Source organism: Paraclostridium dentum (assembly GCF_012922555.1).
Lineage (GTDB): Bacteria > Bacillota > Clostridia > Peptostreptococcales > Peptostreptococcaceae > Paraclostridium > Paraclostridium dentum.
Window position 1 is genome coordinate 638,868 of the sequence record NZ_WIPK01000001.1, and the last position, 22,829, is coordinate 661,696.

At 27.7% G+C, this 22,829-nt stretch carries 18 protein-coding genes and 1 tRNA gene; 14 read left to right on the forward strand and 5 right to left on the reverse strand.

The window, feature by feature from the left end:
- Positions 1-27 precede the first annotated feature (27 nt).
- The 4 genes from GFJ41_RS02960 to GFJ41_RS02975 all read left to right on the forward strand — a co-directional run bounded on the left by GFJ41_RS02960 (position 28) and on the right by GFJ41_RS02975 (position 4,553).
- The gene (locus GFJ41_RS02960; RefSeq protein ID WP_306343034.1) at positions 28-1,332 is read left to right on the forward strand and encodes an MBOAT family O-acyltransferase; all 1,305 of its coding nucleotides are present in this window, start codon (positions 28-30) and stop codon (positions 1,330-1,332) included.
- 8 nt (positions 1,333-1,340) lie between these two features.
- Complete coding sequence (locus GFJ41_RS20810; protein ID WP_021429400.1) at positions 1,341-1,679, forward strand: DHHW family protein; 339 nt, start codon at positions 1,341-1,343, stop codon at positions 1,677-1,679.
- 12 nt (positions 1,680-1,691) lie between these two features.
- Entirely contained in the window at positions 1,692-2,756 is a 1,065-nt protein-coding gene (locus tag GFJ41_RS02970; RefSeq protein WP_150842681.1) for a DHHW family protein, read from the forward strand.
- 102 nt (positions 2,757-2,858) lie between these two features.
- Positions 2,859-4,553: a BCCT family transporter gene (locus tag GFJ41_RS02975; protein WP_170074567.1), complete on the forward strand. Its 1,695-nt coding sequence runs from the start codon at positions 2,859-2,861 to the stop codon at positions 4,551-4,553.
- Positions 4,554-4,596: 43 nt separating this feature from the next.
- On the opposite strand, the gene sstT is transcribed toward GFJ41_RS02975, so the two are convergent.
- A complete protein-coding gene (sstT, locus tag GFJ41_RS02980) occupies positions 4,597-5,811 on the reverse strand; it encodes a serine/threonine transporter SstT (RefSeq protein ID WP_029878091.1) in 1,215 nt (404 codons plus the stop codon).
- Positions 5,812-6,013: 202 nt separating this feature from the next.
- On the opposite strand from sstT, the gene GFJ41_RS02985 reads away from it, so the two are divergent.
- Together GFJ41_RS02985 and GFJ41_RS02990 are read left to right on the forward strand one after the other, a co-directional pair.
- A complete protein-coding gene (locus GFJ41_RS02985) occupies positions 6,014-7,021 on the forward strand; it encodes a DUF4003 family protein (protein ID WP_170074568.1) in 1,008 nt (335 codons plus the stop codon).
- 20 nt (positions 7,022-7,041) lie between these two features.
- Positions 7,042-8,946 (forward strand): beta-N-acetylhexosaminidase, encoded by a 1,905-nt coding sequence (locus GFJ41_RS02990; RefSeq protein WP_170074569.1) that lies wholly within the window; start codon positions 7,042-7,044, stop codon positions 8,944-8,946.
- A 52-nt stretch (positions 8,947-8,998) separates the two neighbouring features.
- Here the strand turns inward: GFJ41_RS02990 and GFJ41_RS02995 are convergent, their stop codons facing one another.
- The gene (locus GFJ41_RS02995) at positions 8,999-9,916 is read right to left on the reverse strand and encodes a patatin-like phospholipase family protein (RefSeq protein ID WP_021432766.1); all 918 of its coding nucleotides are present in this window, start codon (positions 9,914-9,916) and stop codon (positions 8,999-9,001) included.
- Positions 9,917-10,060: 144 nt separating this feature from the next.
- Here GFJ41_RS02995 and GFJ41_RS03000 point away from each other — a divergent pair.
- The 5 genes from GFJ41_RS03000 (at position 10,061) to ocd (ending at position 14,319) form a co-directional block, all read left to right on the forward strand.
- Positions 10,061-10,136, forward strand: a tRNA-Met gene (locus GFJ41_RS03000).
- A gap of 78 nt (positions 10,137-10,214) precedes the next feature.
- The gene (locus GFJ41_RS03005; protein WP_021429378.1) at positions 10,215-10,871 is read left to right on the forward strand and encodes a pentapeptide repeat-containing protein; all 657 of its coding nucleotides are present in this window, start codon (positions 10,215-10,217) and stop codon (positions 10,869-10,871) included.
- Positions 10,872-10,908: 37 nt separating this feature from the next.
- Complete coding sequence (locus tag GFJ41_RS03010) at positions 10,909-11,166, forward strand: hypothetical protein (RefSeq protein ID WP_021429386.1); 258 nt, start codon at positions 10,909-10,911, stop codon at positions 11,164-11,166.
- A gap of 147 nt (positions 11,167-11,313) precedes the next feature.
- Positions 11,314-12,813, forward strand: a complete 1,500-nt coding sequence (locus GFJ41_RS03015; RefSeq protein WP_170074570.1) for a thiol-activated cytolysin family protein — start codon at positions 11,314-11,316, stop codon at positions 12,811-12,813.
- 480 nt (positions 12,814-13,293) lie between these two features.
- Entirely contained in the window at positions 13,294-14,319 is a 1,026-nt protein-coding gene (gene ocd / locus GFJ41_RS03020; protein WP_170074571.1) for an ornithine cyclodeaminase, read from the forward strand.
- A 126-nt stretch (positions 14,320-14,445) separates the two neighbouring features.
- Here the strand turns inward: ocd and GFJ41_RS19020 are convergent, their stop codons facing one another.
- The 3 genes from GFJ41_RS19020 to GFJ41_RS03030 all read right to left on the reverse strand — a co-directional run bounded on the left by GFJ41_RS19020 (position 14,446) and on the right by GFJ41_RS03030 (position 16,280).
- Positions 14,446-15,120 (reverse strand): hypothetical protein, encoded by a 675-nt coding sequence (locus GFJ41_RS19020; RefSeq protein ID WP_332841110.1) that lies wholly within the window; start codon positions 15,118-15,120, stop codon positions 14,446-14,448.
- Positions 15,078-15,692, reverse strand: coding sequence for a hypothetical protein (locus tag GFJ41_RS19025; RefSeq protein WP_332841111.1), 615 nt, complete (start codon positions 15,690-15,692; stop codon positions 15,078-15,080). The genes GFJ41_RS19020 and GFJ41_RS19025 overlap by 43 nt, the downstream gene beginning before the upstream one ends.
- Before the next feature lie 81 nt (positions 15,693-15,773).
- On the reverse strand, positions 15,774-16,280 hold the full coding sequence (locus GFJ41_RS03030) for a hypothetical protein (protein ID WP_170074572.1): 507 nt from the start codon (positions 16,278-16,280) through the stop codon (positions 15,774-15,776).
- 196 nt (positions 16,281-16,476) lie between these two features.
- Here GFJ41_RS03030 and GFJ41_RS03035 point away from each other — a divergent pair, with 196 nt between their 5' ends.
- The 3 genes from GFJ41_RS03035 to GFJ41_RS03045 all read left to right on the forward strand — a co-directional run bounded on the left by GFJ41_RS03035 (position 16,477) and on the right by GFJ41_RS03045 (position 22,805).
- Complete coding sequence (locus GFJ41_RS03035; protein WP_170074573.1) at positions 16,477-18,354, forward strand: PAS domain-containing sensor histidine kinase; 1,878 nt, start codon at positions 16,477-16,479, stop codon at positions 18,352-18,354.
- Positions 18,355-18,500: 146 nt separating this feature from the next.
- Complete coding sequence (locus tag GFJ41_RS03040) at positions 18,501-20,648, forward strand: YhgE/Pip domain-containing protein (protein ID WP_170074574.1); 2,148 nt, start codon at positions 18,501-18,503, stop codon at positions 20,646-20,648.
- An 18-nt stretch (positions 20,649-20,666) separates the two neighbouring features.
- The gene (locus GFJ41_RS03045) at positions 20,667-22,805 is read left to right on the forward strand and encodes a YhgE/Pip domain-containing protein (protein ID WP_170074575.1); all 2,139 of its coding nucleotides are present in this window, start codon (positions 20,667-20,669) and stop codon (positions 22,803-22,805) included.
- The last annotated feature ends 24 nt before the right edge of the window (positions 22,806-22,829 follow it).

Sequence of the window (22,829 nt, forward strand, 5' to 3'; positions counted from 1 at the left end):
AAGAGCAGAAAATGGAAAAATTTTATTTTGATTATTTTTTCTTTAGCATTTTATGCTTGGGGAGAACCGGTGTGGATATTTCTTTTAATATTTAGTTCTTTAGTAGATTACGGACATGGACTATTTATTGAAAAGTATAGAGGAACTAAGTTAGCTAAAATAGGTTTATTATCATCTATATGTATTAATTTAGGATTATTAATTACTTTTAAATATAGTGCATTTTTATATGAAAATTTAAATACTATATTTAATTTATCGTTAGAAATACCTAAATTTTCATTGCCTATAGGAATTTCTTTTTATACATTTCAAACTTTATCATACACAGTAGATGTATATAAGGGAGAGGTTAAAGCACAGAAAAATTTCTCGAAGTTCTTGATGTATGTATCTCTGTACCATCAATTAGTTGCAGGACCAATAGTTAGATATTCAGATGTAGAAGAAGAAATTGAAAGTAGAGTTACTACTGTAGAAAATTTTAGTAGTGGAATAAGTAGGTTTACTATAGGTCTTGCAAAGAAAGTATTAATTGCAAATGTAGCAGGACAGTTTGTAACTCAATATATGAATTCAGATTTATCTAGTATAACTGTTCTTGAAGCTTGGTTTGGAATTGCAATGTTTACTATACAAATATATTTTGATTTCTCTGGATACTCAGATATGGCGATAGGACTTGGGAAGATGTTTGGATTTACATACATGGAGAATTTCAACTATCCGTATATATCAAAATCTGCAACTGAATTTTGGAGAAGATGGCATATATCATTAGGGAGTTTCTTTAGAGACTATGTATATATACCATTAGGTGGAAATAGAAAAAACATGATATTTAATTTATTCGTTGTATGGTTTTTAACTGGTATATGGCATGGAGCTAGTTGGAACTTTATACTTTGGGGTCTTTATTTTGGTATATTAGTATATTTAGAAAAAAAGATTTTATTTAGAGTTTTAAACAAAATACCAAAAATATTTTCACATATATATCTGATTGTTGCACTTTTAGTTGGATGGACTTTATTTTACTTTACAGATGTAAATAGAGCTTTTGAATATATAAAGATACTATTTGGATTTACAAATAATGAGTTTACAAATAATGAGCTAAAGTTAGTTTTTACAAACAATATATATTGGATTTTAATAGCTATAGTTGCTAGTACCCCTCTATATCCATATCTGAAACAATATATAGGACAAAGTAGAATAAAACCATTTGGACAAGTTGTAGAAGTTCTATTAAATGTAGCGATAATGATTTGTTGTACTTCAATGTTAATAGCAAGCAGCTACAATCCATTTTTATATTTTAGGTTTTAGGAGGTCTTATGAGCCGTAAATTAAAAAGACAAGAGAAACGAAAAAATGAATTAAGTAAAATATTAAATAAAATAAATATATTTATATTTTTGGCAACCTTGATAATGTTTTCTGTTTTATCAGTAATTATGCCAAAAAAGACAGTATCAGAAATAGAAAAAAGAGAATTAGCAAAATTTCCTAAGTATACAAAAGAATCACTATTCTCTGGAGACTACTTTAAAGGAATTGAAAATTTTTATAATGACACATTTCCATTTAGAGATAAATTTTTACAGATATCTTCTCACATAAATGAATCAAAGGGAATAAGACAAGGTGAAGATGAAATAAAATTATACAAATAGAGAGGTAATAAAATGAATAAAAAAATAAAACCATCAACAAGAAAAATATTAGCAATGTGTTTAGTGCTTATTATGGGGAGTCAAGTTGTAGCTTGCTCAAATAAAGACGCTGAAAATTCTAATGCAGCAGATACTAATTCTGAACAAAAAGTAGATACATCACAAAATAATAAAACTGATAGTAATGCAACTGCTGAAAAATCAGGATCAGTTATTACTATAGGAAATAAGGCCTTTGAGATTTTTAATGAAAATAAAGCTGGAGAAAAAGAATATTCTCAAATTATATCTGAACATAAAAAAGCATTGGGAAAAGATGTACAAGTTTATAATATGGTAGTCCCAACTCATGTTGAATTTGGACTACCTGAAAAATATAAAGACATGTCAAAATCAGAAAAAGATTCTATAGACAGTATATATAAAAATATGGACAAAGATGTAAAGACTGTAGATGCTTATGATAACTTGAAAAAACATAAAGATGAGTATATATACTTTAACACTGATCATCACTGGACTTCATTAGGTGCATACTATGCATATCAATCATTTGCAAAAGAAGCAGGATTTAAACCTGCAGAACTATCGAATTATGACAAATACACTAAAGAAGGCTTTTTAGGAACATTATATGCACAAACACAAGATAGCAAGATTAAAAACAATCCAGATAAAGTGGATTATTATAAAATTCCTTGTGATTATAGTGTTTATAGATATGAAAAAGAAAACCCTAATAAACCTCTTAAAACGACTTTATATGCAGATTATGCTAAAGGGTCTAATGCTTACTCAGTTTTCCTACATGGAGATTTTCCAAGAATAGATATAAAAAATAAAGATGCTAAAAATAATAAAAAATTGGTTGTAGTAAAAGAATCTTATGGGAATGCATTTGTTCCATTTTTAATACCTCATTATAAAGAAGTAATAGTTATAGACTCAAGACATTATAAGGAGAGCTTAGAAAAATTAGTAAAAGAAAATAATGCAAATGAAGTTTTATTTATAAATAATGCGTTTGCTGCAAACACACAAAAAATAGTTAATACTATAAAAGATTTAAATAAATAATAAAAAAGGGATGTATTAATACATTCCTTTTTTATTATTTATTATATACTAACGCATATAAATTATTAGTATAGTATTTATTGAAAAAGTAGGAGGGATGTTGTGATAAATAAAAATGTAGAAGAATGTGCGAAAGTAAGAAAGTCTATTATGATACCTATGACGCTAATATTTATTTTTGTTATTACAATAGGGGTTATTAAACCAAATATGCTGTATAACATTGAAAATAATATAGTAACATGGGCTACTAAAAGCTTTGGATGGTTATTTCAATTATCTGCTGTATTTTTTTTGTTTATATGTTTATGGATTATGTTTTCAAAATATGGATCTATAAAATTAGGGGGAAAGGATGCACAACCAACTATGAGCTATTGGAATTGGTTTTGTATATCATTAACGGCGGGTATAGGGACGGGGATATTATTTTGGGGAATAGCAGAGCCCATAACCCATTTTATGAATCCTCCAGAATCTATGGGTATAATTCCAGGAAGTGAGTCTGCAGCTATGTTTGCAATGAACACATCTTTTACACACTGGACGTTTTACCCGTATTCAATGTATGCAATATCAGGAGTATGTATAGCTTTTGCAATATATAATATGAAATTACCATGTAGAGTAAGTTCTGTACTATACCCATTATTCAATAAAAAGGTAAATTATAAATTAGAGTCTTTAATTGATAATATATGTTTGTTTGCTATGGCAGGTGGAGTAGCTGCTATATTGGGAGTCGGAACTATGCAAATTAGTAAAGGGTTAAATATAATACTTGGAGTTCCTAACAATAAATTTACGTGGATTAGTATTGTGACGATAATAGTTATAACATATATAATATCTAGCATAACTGGAATAGATAAAGGAATCAAATGGATATCAGATAAAAATACAAAGTTATTTATAGGACTTATGGTTTTTATATTTGTATTAGGACCGACTTCATTTATATTATCTCTAGGGACACAATCTTTAGGCAATTTTGCAAGTAATTTCTTGCAAATATCAACTTACTTAAGTCCTATTGATGGATCTGATTGGCCTAGATGGTGGCCTATATATTACTGGGCTATATGGCTAGCATACGCGCCTTTAAATGGAATGTTTTTTGCAATGATAAGTAAAGGAAGAACTATACGAGAATTTATGGTAATGAATTTAATAATACCAGCATTATTTGGTATGATATGGTTTATTATATTTGGAGGAGCGGCTATACACCAAGAGCTTTCATATGGAGATTTGTGGTCATCCATACAAAGTTCAGGAATGGAAGTATCACTATTCGCTTTCTTAACAAAATATCCTTTTGTAAAAATACTATCTATATTTTTTATATTGGCTATATTTATTTCAATAGTTACAATGTGCGATTCTGTTACAACAACTATAACAAGACTATCAATAAAATCAGATAAGAATGAAAAAACTAAAACTTCCTACAAAATAAATATATTTTGGGGAGTATTAATGGCTTCTATGGCCATTGTAAACCTAATTTGTGCAGGAGGTAAAATTAGTGGTATAGATGCAACTAAACAAATTGCAACTGTTGCAGGTTTTCCAATATTATTCTTTATGATAGCATTAGCATTTTGCCTAGTAAAAATGTTAGTTAATCACAAGTTATATGATAGGACGGATGAATATAAGGATGAAGCTTATATTGTAAAAACTACAAAGCATGAAGTTGAAGACATAACTACAACAGAAGTAGATGCAATGTCGTGTGGGCTTTCACGTAATAATTCGATTTTGGATAATAAGAAAAGTGATGAGTGTAAATAGTAAAAATGCGGTATATAAAATTATACCGCATTTTTAGCTATGATTATTTACTTTCTTTACGTAGTTTTGAAAATTCAGCTACAGCTGTAAATAAAACATCAGTAGATGAATTTATAGCTGTTTCACAAGAATCTTGAATTACACCAACTATAAACCCTACTCCTACAACTTGCATTGCTATGTCATTTGGGATACCAAACAAGCTACATGCAAGAGGTACTAATAAAAGCGAACCGCCAGCTACTCCTGAAGCTCCACAAGCGCTTATAGCAGATAATAAACTAAGTAACAAAGCCATAATAATATTTACTTCTATTCCAAGAGTATGAACTGCTGCAAGCGTTAATATAGAAATTGTAATTGCAGCTCCCCCCATATTAATAGTGGCTCCAAGTGGTATAGATACTGAATAAGTATCTTTATCTAAATTTAAATCTTTACATAATTGCATATTAACAGGTATATTTGCAGCTGAACTACGAGTGAAAAATGCTGTAAGTCCACTGTTTTTTAAACATTTAAAAACAAGTGGATAAGGGTTTTTACGAATTCCAATAAAAGCTATAAGTGGATTTACTACAAGTGCTATAAAAAGCATACAACCTACTAATAACATAATTAACTGTCCATAGCTAAGCAATGACTCTATTCCTTGAGTAGATATACTATCAAATACTAGCCCCATAATTCCAAGAGGAGCAAAATTAATTATCCATTTTACCACTTGAGATAGTGCATCAGAGACATTTGAAATCATTGTTTTAGTAGATGAAGAAGCGTTTTTAAGTGCAATACCTATAATTAAAGCCCAAGATAAAATACCTATATAATTAGCATTGTAAAGTGCCATTACAGGATTATCAACAACGTTCATAAGGAGTGCCTTTAAAACCTCTACAACTCCACCGGGAGGAGCCATCTTACTAACGCCAGAACCAAGAGTTAGCGTTATAGGGAATAAAAAACTTGCGATAACAGCAACCAACCCTGCTAAAAATGTGCCTAAAAGATAAAGAAATATTATTGATTTCATATTAGTTTGCTGACCTTGCTTGTGTTGACAAATAGCGGATATGACTAAGAAAAATACAAGAATCGGAGCGACTGATTTTAGAGCTCCAACGAATAATGATCCGAAAATAACTATTGGCTTAGCTACATTAGGTATAGTTAATGCTAGTAATATACCTATAATCAAACCAATTAGAATTCTTTTAACCAAACTAATTTTGTTCCACTTATTAAGAAAATTTTTCATCGTACCTCCTATTTAAAGAAATATTTTGATGCTTAAATAGTTAAGTTATCTCTAGTTAATATTATTAAAAAAATATAAAGCGTATGTTTGAATTTTGAGAAAATTTAAAAAATAAATAAAAAGATTATGTATAAATATATCTATATGATAGACTTATACATATAAAATCAAATAATAATTTTTAGGGGAGAGGGATAAAGTTATGATAGAAATTGCTATAAATAATAAAGTAGATTTATTAATACACAACAATGAAAAAATAAAAGAAGTAAAAGGTTCTTGGCAAATGGGAATGATGCAACAAAGTTGCATATTATCATCTACAATAAAAAATGAGCATATAATACCATATAAAGTTGAAGAAAGTATAGAGGTGATTAAAAATAATACCGGAATATTTTCAAATTTTAGAGGCCATAGTTTGTTTTATTTATCAAATTTATTATCAAATAAAGAAAACAAAGAAAACAAAGAAAAATCATTTAATTCAATATTAAATACTTATAATAAGTTAAAAGAAAATAAATTTTTCAATGACACATATCTACCATTTACAGCTATTATAATAGATCAAAATAAAAATAAGGTAGATATAGATACAGCTATTTATAGAACTAAATATGTATATGACTTTATGAAAAATAATCATCCATTTTTGACATCAAGTGACGATTATTGTAGAGCAGCACTTATAGCTATAAACTCAAAAAACTTAGATAGTGATTTAGAATATATGGAAAACTGTTACAAAGTTCTTAACTCAAAAGGATTCTACAAATCCAATAATCTTCAATCACTTTCACATGTAATGGTTTTTGATAAAAATAAAAACGAAGAAAGTTTAAACAAAGTATTAAGAATAAAAAAACTTTTAGAAACTAATAATTGCAAAATAGATGGATACGGATATCCATTAATAGGAGCTATATCATTATTAGAATGTGACGAAGAAGTTTTGGCTAAACAGATAAAAGAGGTATCAGATAAGTTAAAAGATGTAAAAGGTTTTGGGAATTGGGCACTAGGTAAGAATAATAGGAATATAATAAGTGCTGCTATTGTCGCTTCTGCATATGCTGATTGTTTCAAAGAAGAAGGTAATTTAGATACAATAACAAATAACATATTTTTAGAAATAATTATAGCTATTGAAATTGCTATTATGGTAGCTATGATAGCTGCAGTGAGTGCAGCTTCATCTTCAAACTAAAATTACTTTAGGGGGGAAATATGAAGTTAAATTTATTGGGAATAGATGATCAAATACAAAAAGAAGTTTTTCAAATTAAACGAGTTTTAGATATAGATTTTGATATAAGTGGAGAGACAGTATATGTATATAAGCTCAATGAAGAAGATGAATTAGATATCGAAGTAGAAAGAGGTATTATAAAATATAAAAATAAACATCATTTATTTAGGGCGATAAGTTTGTATGCACAAAATGAATGGGATGAAAAATTAAGAATAAAAGAAAAGCAAAAAATTAAATGTATAGGACCTATGATAGATGTATCAAGAAACTGCGTTTATAAAGTTGATAAATTAAAAGATATAATAGTATTCTTATCAATACTAGGTTTTAACCAAATGATGCTATATACAGAAGATACATATGAAATAGAAAACTTACAGTATTTTGGATATTTAAGAGGTAAGTATTCTTCTTATGAGTTAAAAGAAATAGATAATTTTGCAGATAGTTTAGGTATTGAAGTTATACCATGCATACAGACACTAGCTCATTTAAAGCAAACTTTAAAATGGGAATATGCAAAAGATATAAAGGACACAGAGGATGTATTACTTGTAGGGAATAAAAAGACCTATGATTTTATAGAAAATATGATAAAGTCTTTAAGAATGTGCTTTAAAAGCAATAAAATACATATAGGAATGGACGAAGCATTTGATTTAGGTAGAGGTAGATACTTAGATCAAAATGGATACACCCATCACTATAAGATTATGGTAGAACATTTGAAAAAAGTTTGTAGAATATGTGATTTTTATGAATTTAAACCTATGATGTGGGATGATATGTTTTTCAGAACTGGATCACCAAATGGATTTTATTATGATCAAGATGCTGTTATAAGTGAAGAAGTAGTTAATTCTATACCTGAAAACTTGTCATTAGTATACTGGGACTACTATCACAAAGAATCTGATATATACAGAAAGTTTTTTGAAATAAGAAAAGTATTTGATAAAAAGGTAGTTTTTGCAGGTGGTATATGGAAATGGTCAGGAATAGTACCATGCTATGATCAAACTTTTAAATCTATGAATGAAGCGATGATAGTTTGTAAAGAAAAAGGAATAGATGAAGTAATCATAACCGCATGGGGAGATGATGGAGACGAAACTCCTATTGATACGATTTTACCGGGATTAATATTATTTTCTCAACATACGTATTCAGACAAAGTAAATATGAAGTGTATAAGTGAAAAATGTAAGTTTATTACTAAATTAAATCTAGAAAATTTCTTTGAGCTTCAGAATCTTGATAAGATAGAAGACGGAGATAGTGAAAATTTAAGATTTGTTAATCCTTCCAAATATTTATTATACCAGGATATTTTATTGGGGGCATTTGATAAACATATAGAGAAACTAGTAAAGGATAAAGGTACAAAATTTTTAGAACTACATTATAGCAATTTGTCCGAAAAGTTATTAGAAATAGCTGATAAAAATGAAGTATATTATGATATGTACAAATTGTATTCAGACTTAGCTAAAGTTTTATCTATAAAGGCTACGATTGGATTAAAAATAAGAAATTTTTATAAAAACAAAGATAGATATAAGTTAAAACAAATTTGTGAACTAGAGTTGAAAAACTTACTAATTAAAATTGATAATCTTCAAAATTCTTTTAGAAAACTTTGGTATAAAGAGTGCAAAGGGCAAGGATTTGAAGTAATAGATATAAGACTTGGAGGAGTAAAATCTAGGGTTGTATCAACATTATATAGATTAGAAAGTTACATAAGAGAAGATATAGATATAATTGAAGAATTAGAAGAGGATCTACTTATGTATAATTGCGTTAACGCTGAAAAATCAAATCAAATAAATTTAAATAGATATAAAGATATAGCAACACAAAATATTATTAGCTGGTAGAATGTAAAAGGTGATACTTTTTTAGTAAAATAAGTATCACCTTTAATTAATTTTAATTAAAACCATATTTTGAGATATAAGTTTCTAAGTATCTATTAACTACGAATACTTGAGAGGCCTTATATCCAGACTTATAGAGTTCTTCCATAGTCTCTTTTGGAAGATTAAAGTCTGTTGCAGAAACATTTAATGTAGGAATATTTATGATTCTCAAGGAGTCTTTTTCTTTAAAATAGACATCTTCATTTGTATATAGTGAAGTTTTTACAATGTCTAGTAAGTAATGAATTGGATTTTTAGACTCATGAATTTCTTGATTTGTATCTTCAGATAAGTTAAGACCAATTGTTGGATACTTAGAATTACAGTTTGTGTCGAATATCCATATAGGAAAATTACTAAGCAGTCCTCCATCTACTACAAAGCATGATTTATTATCATACTTTAATTCAACTGGATAAAAATAAAGGGGTATGCTTACGCTCATTCTAACAGCTTTAGATATTTCAAATTCCATAGGATCTAAACCGTAGTCAACTAAATCATCAGGTAAAACTAGTAACTTTTTTCTAGTTACATCTGAAGCAATCATTTTAAGTTTACTTTCTCCGTTAACAGAAACATCTTTAAATTTGGTCTTCCCTTTTTGTTTAAATTTTTCATGTAAAAAATCTTCTAAGTATTTTCCTGAATAAATCCCTTTATGAAAGGTAACACTTAATAAATCTCCTGCAAAGGGAATAAATTGAAAAATGTTTTTGTCTTTAAACTTGGGATAATCTATATCATATAAAATTTCTTCGATTTCAGATGATGTATATCCAACAGACAATAATGAAGCAACTAAAGCTCCAGCTGAAGTACCAGCTAACCTATCCCACTCATAACCGCTATCTTCAAGACATGCTATAGCACCAACTAATGCTATACCTTTCATTCCTCCACCTTTACATACTAAATTTGCTTTCATATATAAACACACCACCGCAATTAAAATTTAATACTCTATATAATATGAAAAGTAATAAAAAAAGTTAAAAGCAGATAAAATAGTTCTTATGTTGTTGCAGGATTGTATTTAATGTGATATTATTATATTAGATAAATTAAATATCGCGGGATGGAGCAGTTGGCAGCTCGTTGGGCTCATAACCCAAAGGTCGCAGGTTCGAGTCCTGCTCCCGCAACCAATTATAAGTAATTTCAAACTCTTATATCACTAGGTATAAGAGTTTTTTTAATATACAAAAAAGAATGCGGAGGACAAGATGGTAAGAAAACAGAATATGGAGCAAGGTTTAAAATACAATAAGATACAAAAATTAAATAAAAATTTTATGTATCAAGATTTAAAGAGAAGTAATTGTTACAATAGTGATTTTTCAGGGTCTAATTTTGACTTTACAAGTTTAAGAGGAGCTCATTTCAAATCTTGTAATTTTTATGGATGCACATTTAAAAATGCAGAGTTAATTGGAAGTAATCTAAAAAAGAGTAAGTTAAAAAAAGCTAAATTTGAAAACACTGTGTTTGATTCAGTAAATTTAGAAGGTGTAGACTTTTCAGGAGCTCAATTTAAAAATACTATATTTTTATCTACAGATTTAAGCAAAGCTGTAAATATTAAATTTAATTCATCAGATGTTAAGATATTTGATGAAATGCCTAAATTAGATGTAAGTGAGAAACTTGAAGACTCAATAAAATTAGCTATGCAAAATGAGTTCGTAAAAAAATCTAGAACATTAGATACAAAAGATGGTGAAATAAATAGTATAAGCATAATGATTCTTTTAGAAAACTTTAAAGAAAAACAATTAATTGATGGGCTATTACTAATATCAGAAAAAATGGATAAGGAATTTTGGACATTAAGCTATATAATAAAAACTTTGCAAACATATAAAGATCAAGGTCTTTTATAATAAATAAAATTGTATTAAATTACACTAAGGAGAATACATGATAAAAAGAGAGTTTGAAATAAATGATATTGCTTGTATAGCAAAAAATAGAAGACTTAAAGCTCATATTGATGGAAGTGAAACAAACACTAAAACTATATCTTTAAAGTCGGGGGATAAAGTTAAGATACTGGACTATTATGAGGTTGAAAAATATGGATATTCATATGAAGCGGAATTTAAGAAAGATGGAACTGTGTATATTATAAGAAAGCATTTAAGCCAATCTGACTTAAAACCTAAAAGTCAATTATAAAAAACATAAGTCTTTATTAAGCAGTTAAATGAAAAGAGATTGCCTTATACAGGGAATCTCTTTTTTGATTTTATTAAAAATTTAACATTTACTCTAAGTTTTTAATATATATAGCCGTATATATATAATAGAGGAGGGCGGTATATTATGATAAGGCACAAGAATATAAAAAACATAGTTGCATGCTTTACTATCGTTATAGGTATTGGTTTTAATACACTTACAAGTTTTGCACAAAGTTCAAACAGTGAAGAAATAGATAACGGTATAGCAAATTTAAGTTATAATAAAAATGAAGTATTAGCTAGTAATGGGGACAGTATTGAAAATGTAACTCCAAGAGAAGGATTTAAGACCAATAATAAATTTATTGTAGTTGAAAGAAATAAAAAAACATTAACAACATCTCCAGTAGATATATCTATTATAGATTCTGTAACAGATCGTACATATCCAGGAGCTCTGCAACTTGCAGATGATTCTTTTGTAGAAAATAGACCTAATATTTTAATGTGTAAGAGAAAGCCTATTGATATAAGTATTGATTTACCTGGAATGAAAAAAGAAAATACTACTACTGTTCAAAATCCAACATATTCAAATGTATCAGGGGCTGTTGATGAATTAGTATCTAACTGGAGTGATAAAAACTCTCAGACACATACATTACCTGCTAGAACACAATATACAGAATCTATGGTATATAGCAAATCTCAAATTTCTAATGCACTTAATATTAACGCAAAGTTGCTTGATAATTCACTTGGAATAGATTTCAATGCAATATCAAATGGAGAAAAGAAGGTTATGATTGCAGCATATAAACAAATATTTTACACTGTAAGTGCACAACTTCCAAACAATCCTTCTGAATTATTTGACGATAATGTAACTTTTAAAGAATTAGTTAGAAAAGGTGTAAGTAATGAAACCCCACCACTTATGGTGTCTAATATAGCCTATGGGAGAACTATATATGTAAAACTAGAAACTACATCTAAAAGTAAAGATGTTCAATCTGCTTTTAAAGCATTGATAAAAAATAATAATGTGAGCAACAGTTCTCAATATCAAGATATATATGATAATAGTTCATTTACAGCTGTTGTTTTAGGTGGAGATGCACAAGAACATAATAAAATAATAAGTAAAGATTTTGATGAAATAAGAAATGTTATAAAAAATAATGCTAGTTTTAGCTTGAAAAATCCTGCATATCCAATTTCATATACAAGTACTTTTTTAAAAGATAACTCAATTGCTGCAGTACACAATAAGACGGATTATATAGAAACTACAAGCACTGAGTACTCTAAAGGAAAAATTAATTTAGATCACAGTGGAGCATATGTTGCTCAATTTGATGTATCTTGGGATGAAGTATCTTACGATGAAAATGGGAATGAAGTTTTAACTCATAAAATATGGAATGGAAGCAATAGTGATAGAACGGCTCATTTTTCAACAGTAATACCATTAGAAGCTAATTCTAAAAATATAAACATTTTAGCTAGAGAATGTACTGGACTAGCTTGGGAATGGTGGAGAACTGTTATAGATGAACATAATGTTCCTCTATCTAAGAATATAAATGTATCGATTTGGGGAACTACGCTTAGTCCAAGGACTAGTATTGAATTTAATTAAAATATGAACAAAAGCCATTATAGTTGATAAAACTAAATGGCTTTTTATAGTTTACGCTTTTATAAAAATTTATATAAAACTATATAATTGTAAAAGTGAAAAAATTAACGAAAATAATTAAAAAATTTCAATTTCATTAAATACAAATTAATGTAATTACCTGCTTAACCATAAAGGAAATCAAAGATATAATTAAAAATAATATAAATAACATTTTTATAATTGGTAATTATTTTTGAGTTTTTGAAATTATAAATAATGATGTATCAGATTTTAAAGTATTTAGAATTTGGAGGTTATGATGTATTTTAATAATAATTGACGTAAATCTAACAATCTGATACGGTTAAATTGTAGATGGTGAGAAAAATTTTCAGAATTAAAATTTATATTTATTACAGTTCACCATTTTAGACATTTTATATAATTATTAAGCTTAAGTATTAATGTTAAATTAAAAATTATATGAGAGGTGTTAAAATGGAAACATTAAAAACAAGATATATTGATCTGCCTACTATGGCAAAGTATTTAAAAAAAGTTGGACCAGAAAATGTTATGAAACGTCTTGTTCCATATCTAGAAAGTGATTACAGACGTTGGAATGAGTTTCAAAAAATGCCAAGAACTGCACATCATAGTGATATAGGAGTACTTGAATTAATGCCTATAGGTGATTCAGAAACTTATTCGTTTAAATATGTAAATGGACATCCAGAAAATCCTAAACATAATTATTTAACAGTAATGGGTATAGGTCTTTTAGCAGAAGTATCAACTGGATTCCCATTATTTTTAAGTGAACTAACATTAACAACTGCTATTCGTACGGCAGCTACATCAGTGATGGCTGCTAAGTATTTAGCTAAGCCTAATCCAAAAAAAATGGCACTAATAGGAAATGGTTGCCAAAGTGAATTCCAATCCCTTGCATTTCATCATATACTAGGTATAGAAGAAATTTATTGCTATGATGTAGATCCAGAGGCTACTAAAAAATTAATGGAAAATTTAAAAGATGTAAAAAATCTTAAATTAATAAAATGCAATAGCACAAAAGAGGCATGTAAAGGCGTAGATATTATAACAACTGTTACGGCAGATAAGAGAAATGCCATAATTATTACACCAGATATGGTTGAACCAGGTGTTCATATAAATGGAGTTGGAGGAGACTGCCCAGGTAAAACTGAACTAGATTCAGCCGTTCTTAAGATGGGAGATGTATATGTTGAGTTTGAACCTCAAAGTCGTATAGAAGGAGAAATTCAGCATATGAGTGAAGATTTTAAAGTGACTGAAATTTGGAATGTAATTAAAACTGGAAAGCCTATAGATAGAAAACCTAATGAAATTACTATTTTCGACTCCGTAGGTTTTGCATTAGAAGATTTTTCAATTTTACGATTAATGTATGATATTGATAAAGAAGAAAATATAGGTATTCCACAAATTCTTGTACCTAAATTGGAAAACCCTAAAAACTTATATAGTATGTTAAAATAATGTGAATATTCAACAAATAAAAACTCTAGAGGAACATTCCTCTAGAGTTTTTATTTGTTGAATATTTTAAAATTGATATTAACATTAAATACAATAAAACTTATGTAGCTATTGAGCTACATACTTTTAAATAATAAACATTGCAACTATAGTGGTTACAGCTAAACCTGTCACAACTGGAATTAAATTTCTTTTTGCAAGCTCTAAAGGGCTTACACCACAGATAGCAGCAGCAGAAACTACTGCCCAAGGCACCAAACAGCCTCCACCAGTCCATATAGCTCCGATTTGACCAAGTGCAGCTAAAGTACTTACATTAGCATTTATAGCTGTTCCAAATACAGAAGCTGTTGATCCAGCCAAAGCCATTCCTGAAAACCCAGAGCCATCAAGACCTGTTATAAATCCTACTATAGTTTCCATAGAACAGACAACATATTTATTTAGAGGAACTATTTGAGATAAATATATACCTGTATCAGAAAGCAATCCTTGAGACCCTGATGGTAAAACATTGCCTAATAATTGTGTTAGAGGAGAGACTTCACCCATGTAAAAAAATGCTCCTATAGGAATAATAACTGCAAATATTTTTATACCAAACAAAAATCCATCGGTAATGTTATCACATATTTGTTCAAGACTTTTTTTACCATAGTTAATTATATTAATTATAATTAATAAAAATATAGCAGTTCCTCCGAGTAATGCAGTGGCATCTACTCCTTTTAAATCAAAGGCGAACATAGCTACAACATCTAATAAAAATAAAAACCAATCGTAACTATAGCCATAATCCAAAATAAAACCATACCATTATTGATGACATCAGAAACTTCTACACCTGCCGCTCCTGAGGTTATACTAGGTGCGCCTTGAATTATGAAATCTGTTGAAAGGGCTAAACCGTGTCCAAATAAATTTAATGATACAGCTACACCAATAGCTGGAAGACCAGATCTTATAGCTATTGGAAGAAATATTGCTCCAACTAAAGCTACTGCAGGACTAGGCCAAAAAAACCAAGATAAAATTAACATTGTAAATCCTATAATAAAAAAAGCTGTAGTTTCATTTTTAATTATTTTTGAAAAAGGTTTGATCATATATTCTATAGCATAATTACTTTCTAACGACTTAGATAGTGCTACCATAATGGAAATAATCATTATTACAGGGCCTAATTCTACCAGTGATATAATTAATCCATTAAAGACAGCACCTATAGATGATGCTATATTATTTGTGTAAAATAATGCTAAGAAAAAAACTCCTAGTATACAAGGTACTATTGTATCCTTTTTCATCATCATAGCAATTAGTATTATTACGATGAAAAAAACATAAATATAGTGTGCGCCACTTAATACCATAGGACTATCCCCCTTCTATGTGATAGTCCATTATATGAAGAAGTTTTTATCTTAGTTACTCTTGAATTTTAAAAATACTTTTTATTTATTTTTATTATCTACCCAGTCTACAGTTTGGCTTCCTAAAAGTTTATCATAAAAGAAATTAGCTGAAGCATCATATATATCTGAGTCTTTATAATTATCTAAAATAAAATTTAGTTCTTCTAAAGCTAAATAATAATAGTTTGCAGCTATTATTAATGATGTTGCACTTCTTGTTTCTAAATTATCATTTTTAATACCTTTAGAGTATGTTAAAAGACTATTTCTAATAGTTTTCAATTTTTCCATAGTAAAGTCAATATCTTTTTGTATATCAGTGCTCATTTCTTTATTTTCAGATAAGTTTGTAAAAATAGCTTTGCCTAGAATATAAATATCATTATCTAAAATTCTTAAATTTTTTATATACTCAGATAAAGTTGTGCTTATAGTGTTATAGCTAATATTTGTAGTATTTGTATTTGCATTTGATACAGAAAAACAATTTATCGAAGTATACATTATTAAGGTAAACATAATGGCAACTATATATTTTTTTTTCAATATGAATTCCTCCTCTTATAAAAAGTTTATTATTATAATTCCTAAATAAATATTTAATATACCATTTAGTATTAAATGTAGAAAATAGGAGATAAAGCTAAACGTATATACAAATATATAAAAAAATAGGTAAAATATTGAAATTTAATTAAAGATTCTATAAAATTAAACTATAGAAAGTAAATCGGGGGGGAATATGTCAAATTACATATATAGAAAGATGATAGAAGATAGCCCTATAGCATATTTACATATAGAGATTATAAAAGATGAAAATAGCAAATATATAGGGATGAAAATAAAAGATGCGAATAAAGCTTATGAGCGATTTTTTGGTGATGCAAGTGAACAAAAAAGTAATGATTATATAAAGAATACTATGTCAAAACAAGAAATGGAAGAATGGGAGTGTATTTTTAATAAATCAAAAGTAAATGAAAAATATATAAAAGAAATTTATGTAAAAAGTATTAATTCATATTTTAATGTTGAGGTATATAGTACGGAAAATAATGAATATCATATTAGATTCACTAAAGTTAGTAAACAACATATGAATTTATCATCAACTTTAAAAAATTCACCTTTTATAGCATGGATAAAAAATAGAAATGGAGTATATGTAGATGTAAATAAGAAATTTCTAGAATTTTTTAATAAAACTTACGATGAAGTTATAGGTCATACTGATTATGAATTATTTCCAAAAGACAGCGCTAATGAATTTATTAGGACAGATAATATGATTATTAAATACAACAAATTAGAGATTTATGATGAGTTTATAAATTCGGGTGCTAATAAAAATATGTATTTACAAACTGCGAAATGGCCTTACACTGAAGAAAATAATAGTTTACTTCTAGGAACAATAGGCATATCTATTGAAATAACAAATAAAATTGAAGTATTAAAAAATATAGAGCAAAATGAAAAAACATTTTTAGAAATAGCAAATAATATTGAAGAGGTAATAGTTATAGCTGATGAAAAAAAGGCTCATTACATAAGTCCTTCTTTTGAAAGAGTATTTGAGATAAAGCCAGATAAATTATATGATGATATAAAAACTTGGAAAGACAATTGGAAAAGCTTTGAACCACAAGGAAATGTAAACTATAATTATAATTCTAAGGAACCAGTATCAATAATTTTTAGAGCAACTAGAAATAATCAAGATGAAAAGTGGTTTTGGGTTAGGGTAGTATCTTTATTAGATGAAAATGGGAATGTGATAAAAAAAATATTTGTAATAAGTGATATAACTCAGACTAAAGAGGGTGAATTAGAACTTGAAAAATTGAGAATGGACTTTTTAGCTAATATATCACATGAACTTAGAACTCCGATAAACTTAATTTTAAGCTCTTTACAAGTTTTAAATTTAAAGATGAATTTACTAGATGAAGAATTATTTCGATATTTTAACAAATATTTAAGTATAGTAGATCAAAACGGAAGAAGATTACTAAAGTTAGTAAATAATTTAATTGATACTACTAGGTTAGAGTCAGGATGTTTTAGCTATAATCCTAAAAATAAAGATATTATAAGTTATGTAGAAAATATATGCCTATCTGTATCTGAATTTGTAAAAAGTAATAATTTATCTATAATATTTGATACAGATACAGAAGAAAAACTTATTGCATTTGACCCTGATAATATGGAAAGGATAATTTTAAACTTAATTTCTAATGCAATTAAATTCAATAAACCTGGAGGGAAAATTGAAGTTTTTATAAGTTGTAAAGATGATATAGAAATAAGTGTAAAAGATTCGGGAATAGGAATTCCTGAAGATAAAATAGATAAAATTTTTGAAAGGTTTGAGCAAGTTAAAACTAATACAAAAAAAGAAGGAAGCGGTATAGGTCTTAATCTAGTTAAGTCTTTAATTGAAATGAACAATGGAAGTATAAAAGTAGAAAGTGAGTTAGAAAAAGGTAGTAAGTTTACGATAATTTTACCAAATACTTTAATCAAAAATTCTTTAAGTTATAGTTATGAAAATAGCAATTATATTAATAATGAAAATCAAATTTCTGTAGAATTTTCAGACATATATACATAGTGAAAAGACTAAATAGTCTGTATATTTAATATACAGACTATTTTTTTATTTGTTGTAATAAAACGTTAATTTACTTGTTAAATAATGGTATAATATACTCGTTGATGTTAAGATTTCTAACAAAGTTAAAATGAATGGAGGAGAATATGAGAGATTCAATAAAGATTTTTAAAAGAGATATGAAAAATCTAATTAAAAATCCAATAGCACTTATAATAGTTATAGGATTGTGTATCATCCCATCTTTATATGCTTGGATAAATATTAAAGCATGTTGGAATCCTTATGAAAATACTAGTAATGTACCAATTGCTATAGTTAATAATGATAAGGGAGCAACTTTAGATGGTAAACATCTAAATGTGGGAAATGATGTAATAACTGAGTTAAGAAAAAATAAAAGTATAGGATGGAAATTTGTAAATGAAAAAAAAGCTAATGCAGGAGTTCTTGATGGAACTTATTATGCAATGATAGAGCTACCAAGTGACTTTACAAAAGATTTAACTAGTGTTACAAGTGGAAATCCAACTAAGCCAACTATAATATATAAAGTAGATACAAAATCTAACCCAGTTGCTGGTAAAATTACAGAAGTAGCTGAAGAAACACTTGTTAATCAAATTAATTCAAATTTCATTGCTACAGTAAATAAAACAGTATTTTCAGCTTTAAATATATATGGTAAAGATATTAATGAAAACAAGGACAAGATATTAAAATTAAAAAAAGCTATAATAGAGCTTGATGAGCATATGGATGCTGTTAATTTTGCACTTGAGAGTGTAAATGGAAATTCAGAAAATTTAGCTACATATTTAAAAGATATTCAAAGCACTTTACCACAAGTTACAACAGGTATTGATGCAGTTGCTGATTCTAATATGAATGCAAGTAAAAACTTAAGTAATATAAAAAATAATTTAAATGATTCATTAAATGGTGTTAAATCTACTTTAAATCAAATTAATAATCAAAATAATCAAATAAAAGACATAGTAAATAGATTGAACAATTCAAGTTCTGATTCTAAAGAAATAGTAAGTTCATCTATATCACAATTAGAAAGTCAGCTAAATAATAGTAAATCTCAAATTGATTCTGTTATTAATCTTTTAAATAAATTTAATGATGTAAGAGAAAATGATAAGATAACAGCATTAATTGGGGATTTAAATAAAATAAAAGACTTACTTAATAAACAACAATCAAAATTAGATAATCTTAAAGGTCAATTAAATGGATCAGCAGATTCTATGAAAGATGCAATTGATTCAATAAATGAAACAGCTGGTGAATTATCAAATAGAACTAACAACTCTATAAATTCGTATGATTCACAAGTTAGACCTATCCTAAATAAAACTGCAGATAGCTTAATAACATCAACAAAAGATGCAGCTAATTTAGTTGATAGTTCGAAAGGTTTAGTTAAAGCAACTAATGAAATATTAGGATATGCATCAAAAGGAAGCGATTTAACAGCAGAGATGACAAAAGATTTACAGACGAAGTTAAATCAATTCAAAGATACTATACACTTATTAAGCACTGAACTTAAAAAAGTAAATGATAATGATTTAGATTCAATAATAGCTATACTACAAAGTAAGCCTCAAGTTATGGGAGATTATTTGTCAAATCCATTTAACTTAAAATCAGAGCCAATATATCCGATTGAGAATTATGGTTCAGGAATGGCTCCTATATACACAACATTAGCTTTATGGGTTGGAGGATTAGTACTAGCATCATTACTTACAACAGAAGCTGATGAGTTTGTTGGGTTAAGTATAAAGAAAAGATATATTGGTAAGATGATTACTTTTGTATTTTTTGCAATGATACAAGGATTTATAGTAGGGCTTGGAGACAAACTTGTATTAGGAGTTCAAACTGATAGTTTAGGGCTGCTTATATTTACTACAGTGTTATCTTCAGCTGTGTTTACAATAATATTATATACACTAGTATCATTATTTGGAAATATAGGAAAAGCGATAGGGATAATATTAATGGTTATTCAAATAGCAGGTTCTGGGGGAACATACCCTATTCAGGTAGACCCTTTAATATTTAGAATTCTTCAACCATTTTTCCCATTTACATATACATTAAGCAATTTAAGAGAGGCTATAGCTGGTCCACTTTTAAGTACTATTATGTTTAATACATTTGTGCTTATATTTATGGCAGGTATTACGATAATGATAGGGTATTTCTTAAAAGAAAGACTTAATGAATCTGTTAGAAAATTTGAAAAAGGATTCAAAGAATCTGGATTATCAGAGTAATTTTATAGAGGTGAGGAAATGAAAAAAGTTTTTAAAATATATTTAAGAGATTTAAAGCACATAACAAGTATTCCAGCAGCCTTTATAATAATAGCCGGGCTTTGTTTAATACCTTCACTATATGCATGGGTAAATATACAAGCATGCTGGAATCCATATATAAATACAGGGAATATACCTGTGGCCGTAGTCAATAAAGATGAAGGTGCATCAGTTAATGGAAAGATTATAAATGTTGGAGATGAAATTGTTGAAAACCTTAAAAAAGACCATAATATAGGTTGGGAGTTTACAGAAGAGTGGCAAGGTAATTATCAGTTAAATGAGGGTAAATATTATGCTTTAATTGAAATACCGAGCGACTTTTCAAAGGATTTAGCATCTCTTTCAACTAAAAACCCACAAAAGCCAAATATAATATATAAGGCTAATGAAAAGGTAAATGCAATAGCTACAAAAATTACAGATGTTGCTAAAGATAAATTGGTGGAAGAGGTTAAATCTAACTTTGTAGATACTGTAAATAAAGAAGCATTTAGTTTCCTTACATCACTAGGTGTTAAGTTAGAAGACAATAAACCTCAAATAATTGAGTTAAAAGAAACCTTAGATAGTACAGCAAGTAATTTGAAAAAAATTGATAGCTATGTAAAAGAAGCTAGCACACATGCTAACAATTTAAAAAAATATTTAAGAGATACTAAAGGAAACCTTCCTTTAATTACAAAAGAAGTAAATGATTTAAAATCAGTTATAAATAATGGTAAAGATTTGGTTTTAGTTACTCAAAATAATACCAATAATGCTTCTCAAAATTTAAGTAGTAGTATGAGTTCTATAAATAGCATGAATAGTAACTTGCAAAATCAAATTAATAATTTAAAAGATTTAAATAATGATGGATCTAGCGAAGATTTGGAAAAAGCTATAGAATCAATACTAAATACAATATCATCTATGCAAGGTAATCTTGATAGCCTTATATCAAGTCTTGAAAAAATAGGTAGTGACAAAGTTGATAATGTAATAAGTTCTCTTAAAAAGTTAAGTAGTATGCTTGATTCAGAAAGTGAAAAGCTTGAAAATATAAAATCATTAATTAGCAACAACGAAGGAAAAGAAAAAATAAATGAACAATTAGATTCTTTATTAGATTTATCTAATGCATTTAATAGCAAGCTAAATTTAATAAGCGGAACATTTAATTCAGATATATCAGGTGTTTTAAATAGTGTAGGGAACTCTATGATTTCTAGTTCAAGTGATATGAACAATGTATTAGATAGTATAAATGTTTTAGTACCTCAGTTAAATGCACTATCTAACTTTGGAATATCAAGTAGCAACTTAGCTATAAAACAATCTGAAAACATAGCTAAACAATTAGATAAATTTGAAAAAGATTTAGATGTATTAATTGAAAAAACTAATATATTAACAGATGAAAATTTAGATAAGCTAATTTCAACACTTGATAAAAATTCAAAAGAAATAGCTTCATTTATAGCATCTCCAGTTAATGTTAAAACAGAAGAACTTTACAAGGCTGGAATATTTGGAGTTGCATTAATGCCTTTTTATTCAGTTCTTGCAATATGGGTAGGAGCACTTTTAGCTACATCGTTGCTTACTACAGAATGTGAAGAATTAGAAGGAGAACGTACAAATTTAGTTCAAAAACATTTTGGAAAAATGCTTACATTTATGACTGTATCGTTGATACAATCACTGATAATAGCAATAGGTGATATATTTATATTCCAAGCCCCTGTAAGTGTACCTTTATTATTTTTATTTACAATAGTATCATCAATTTTATTTACAACAATGATATTTACTCTAGTATCATTATTTGGTAATATTGGTAAGGCTATTGCAATAGTAATAATGGTATTTCAAATTGCAGGGTCTGGTGGTATATATCCAATACAAACAAATCCTAAAATATTTGAAGTATTACAGCCATTTTGGCCATTTACTTACGCTATAGATGGATTTAGAGAAGCTATAGCAGGTCCTAGTATGGATGCGGTTTATCATGACTTAATAATGTTAGCTTTATTCTTTATAATATTCTTAGCACTAGTTGTATTTAAGAAGACATTCCACAATGCTACAGAATTTGTAAATGAGAAATTTAAAGAATCAGGATTATAAAACAAAGAGGCACCTATTTTAGGT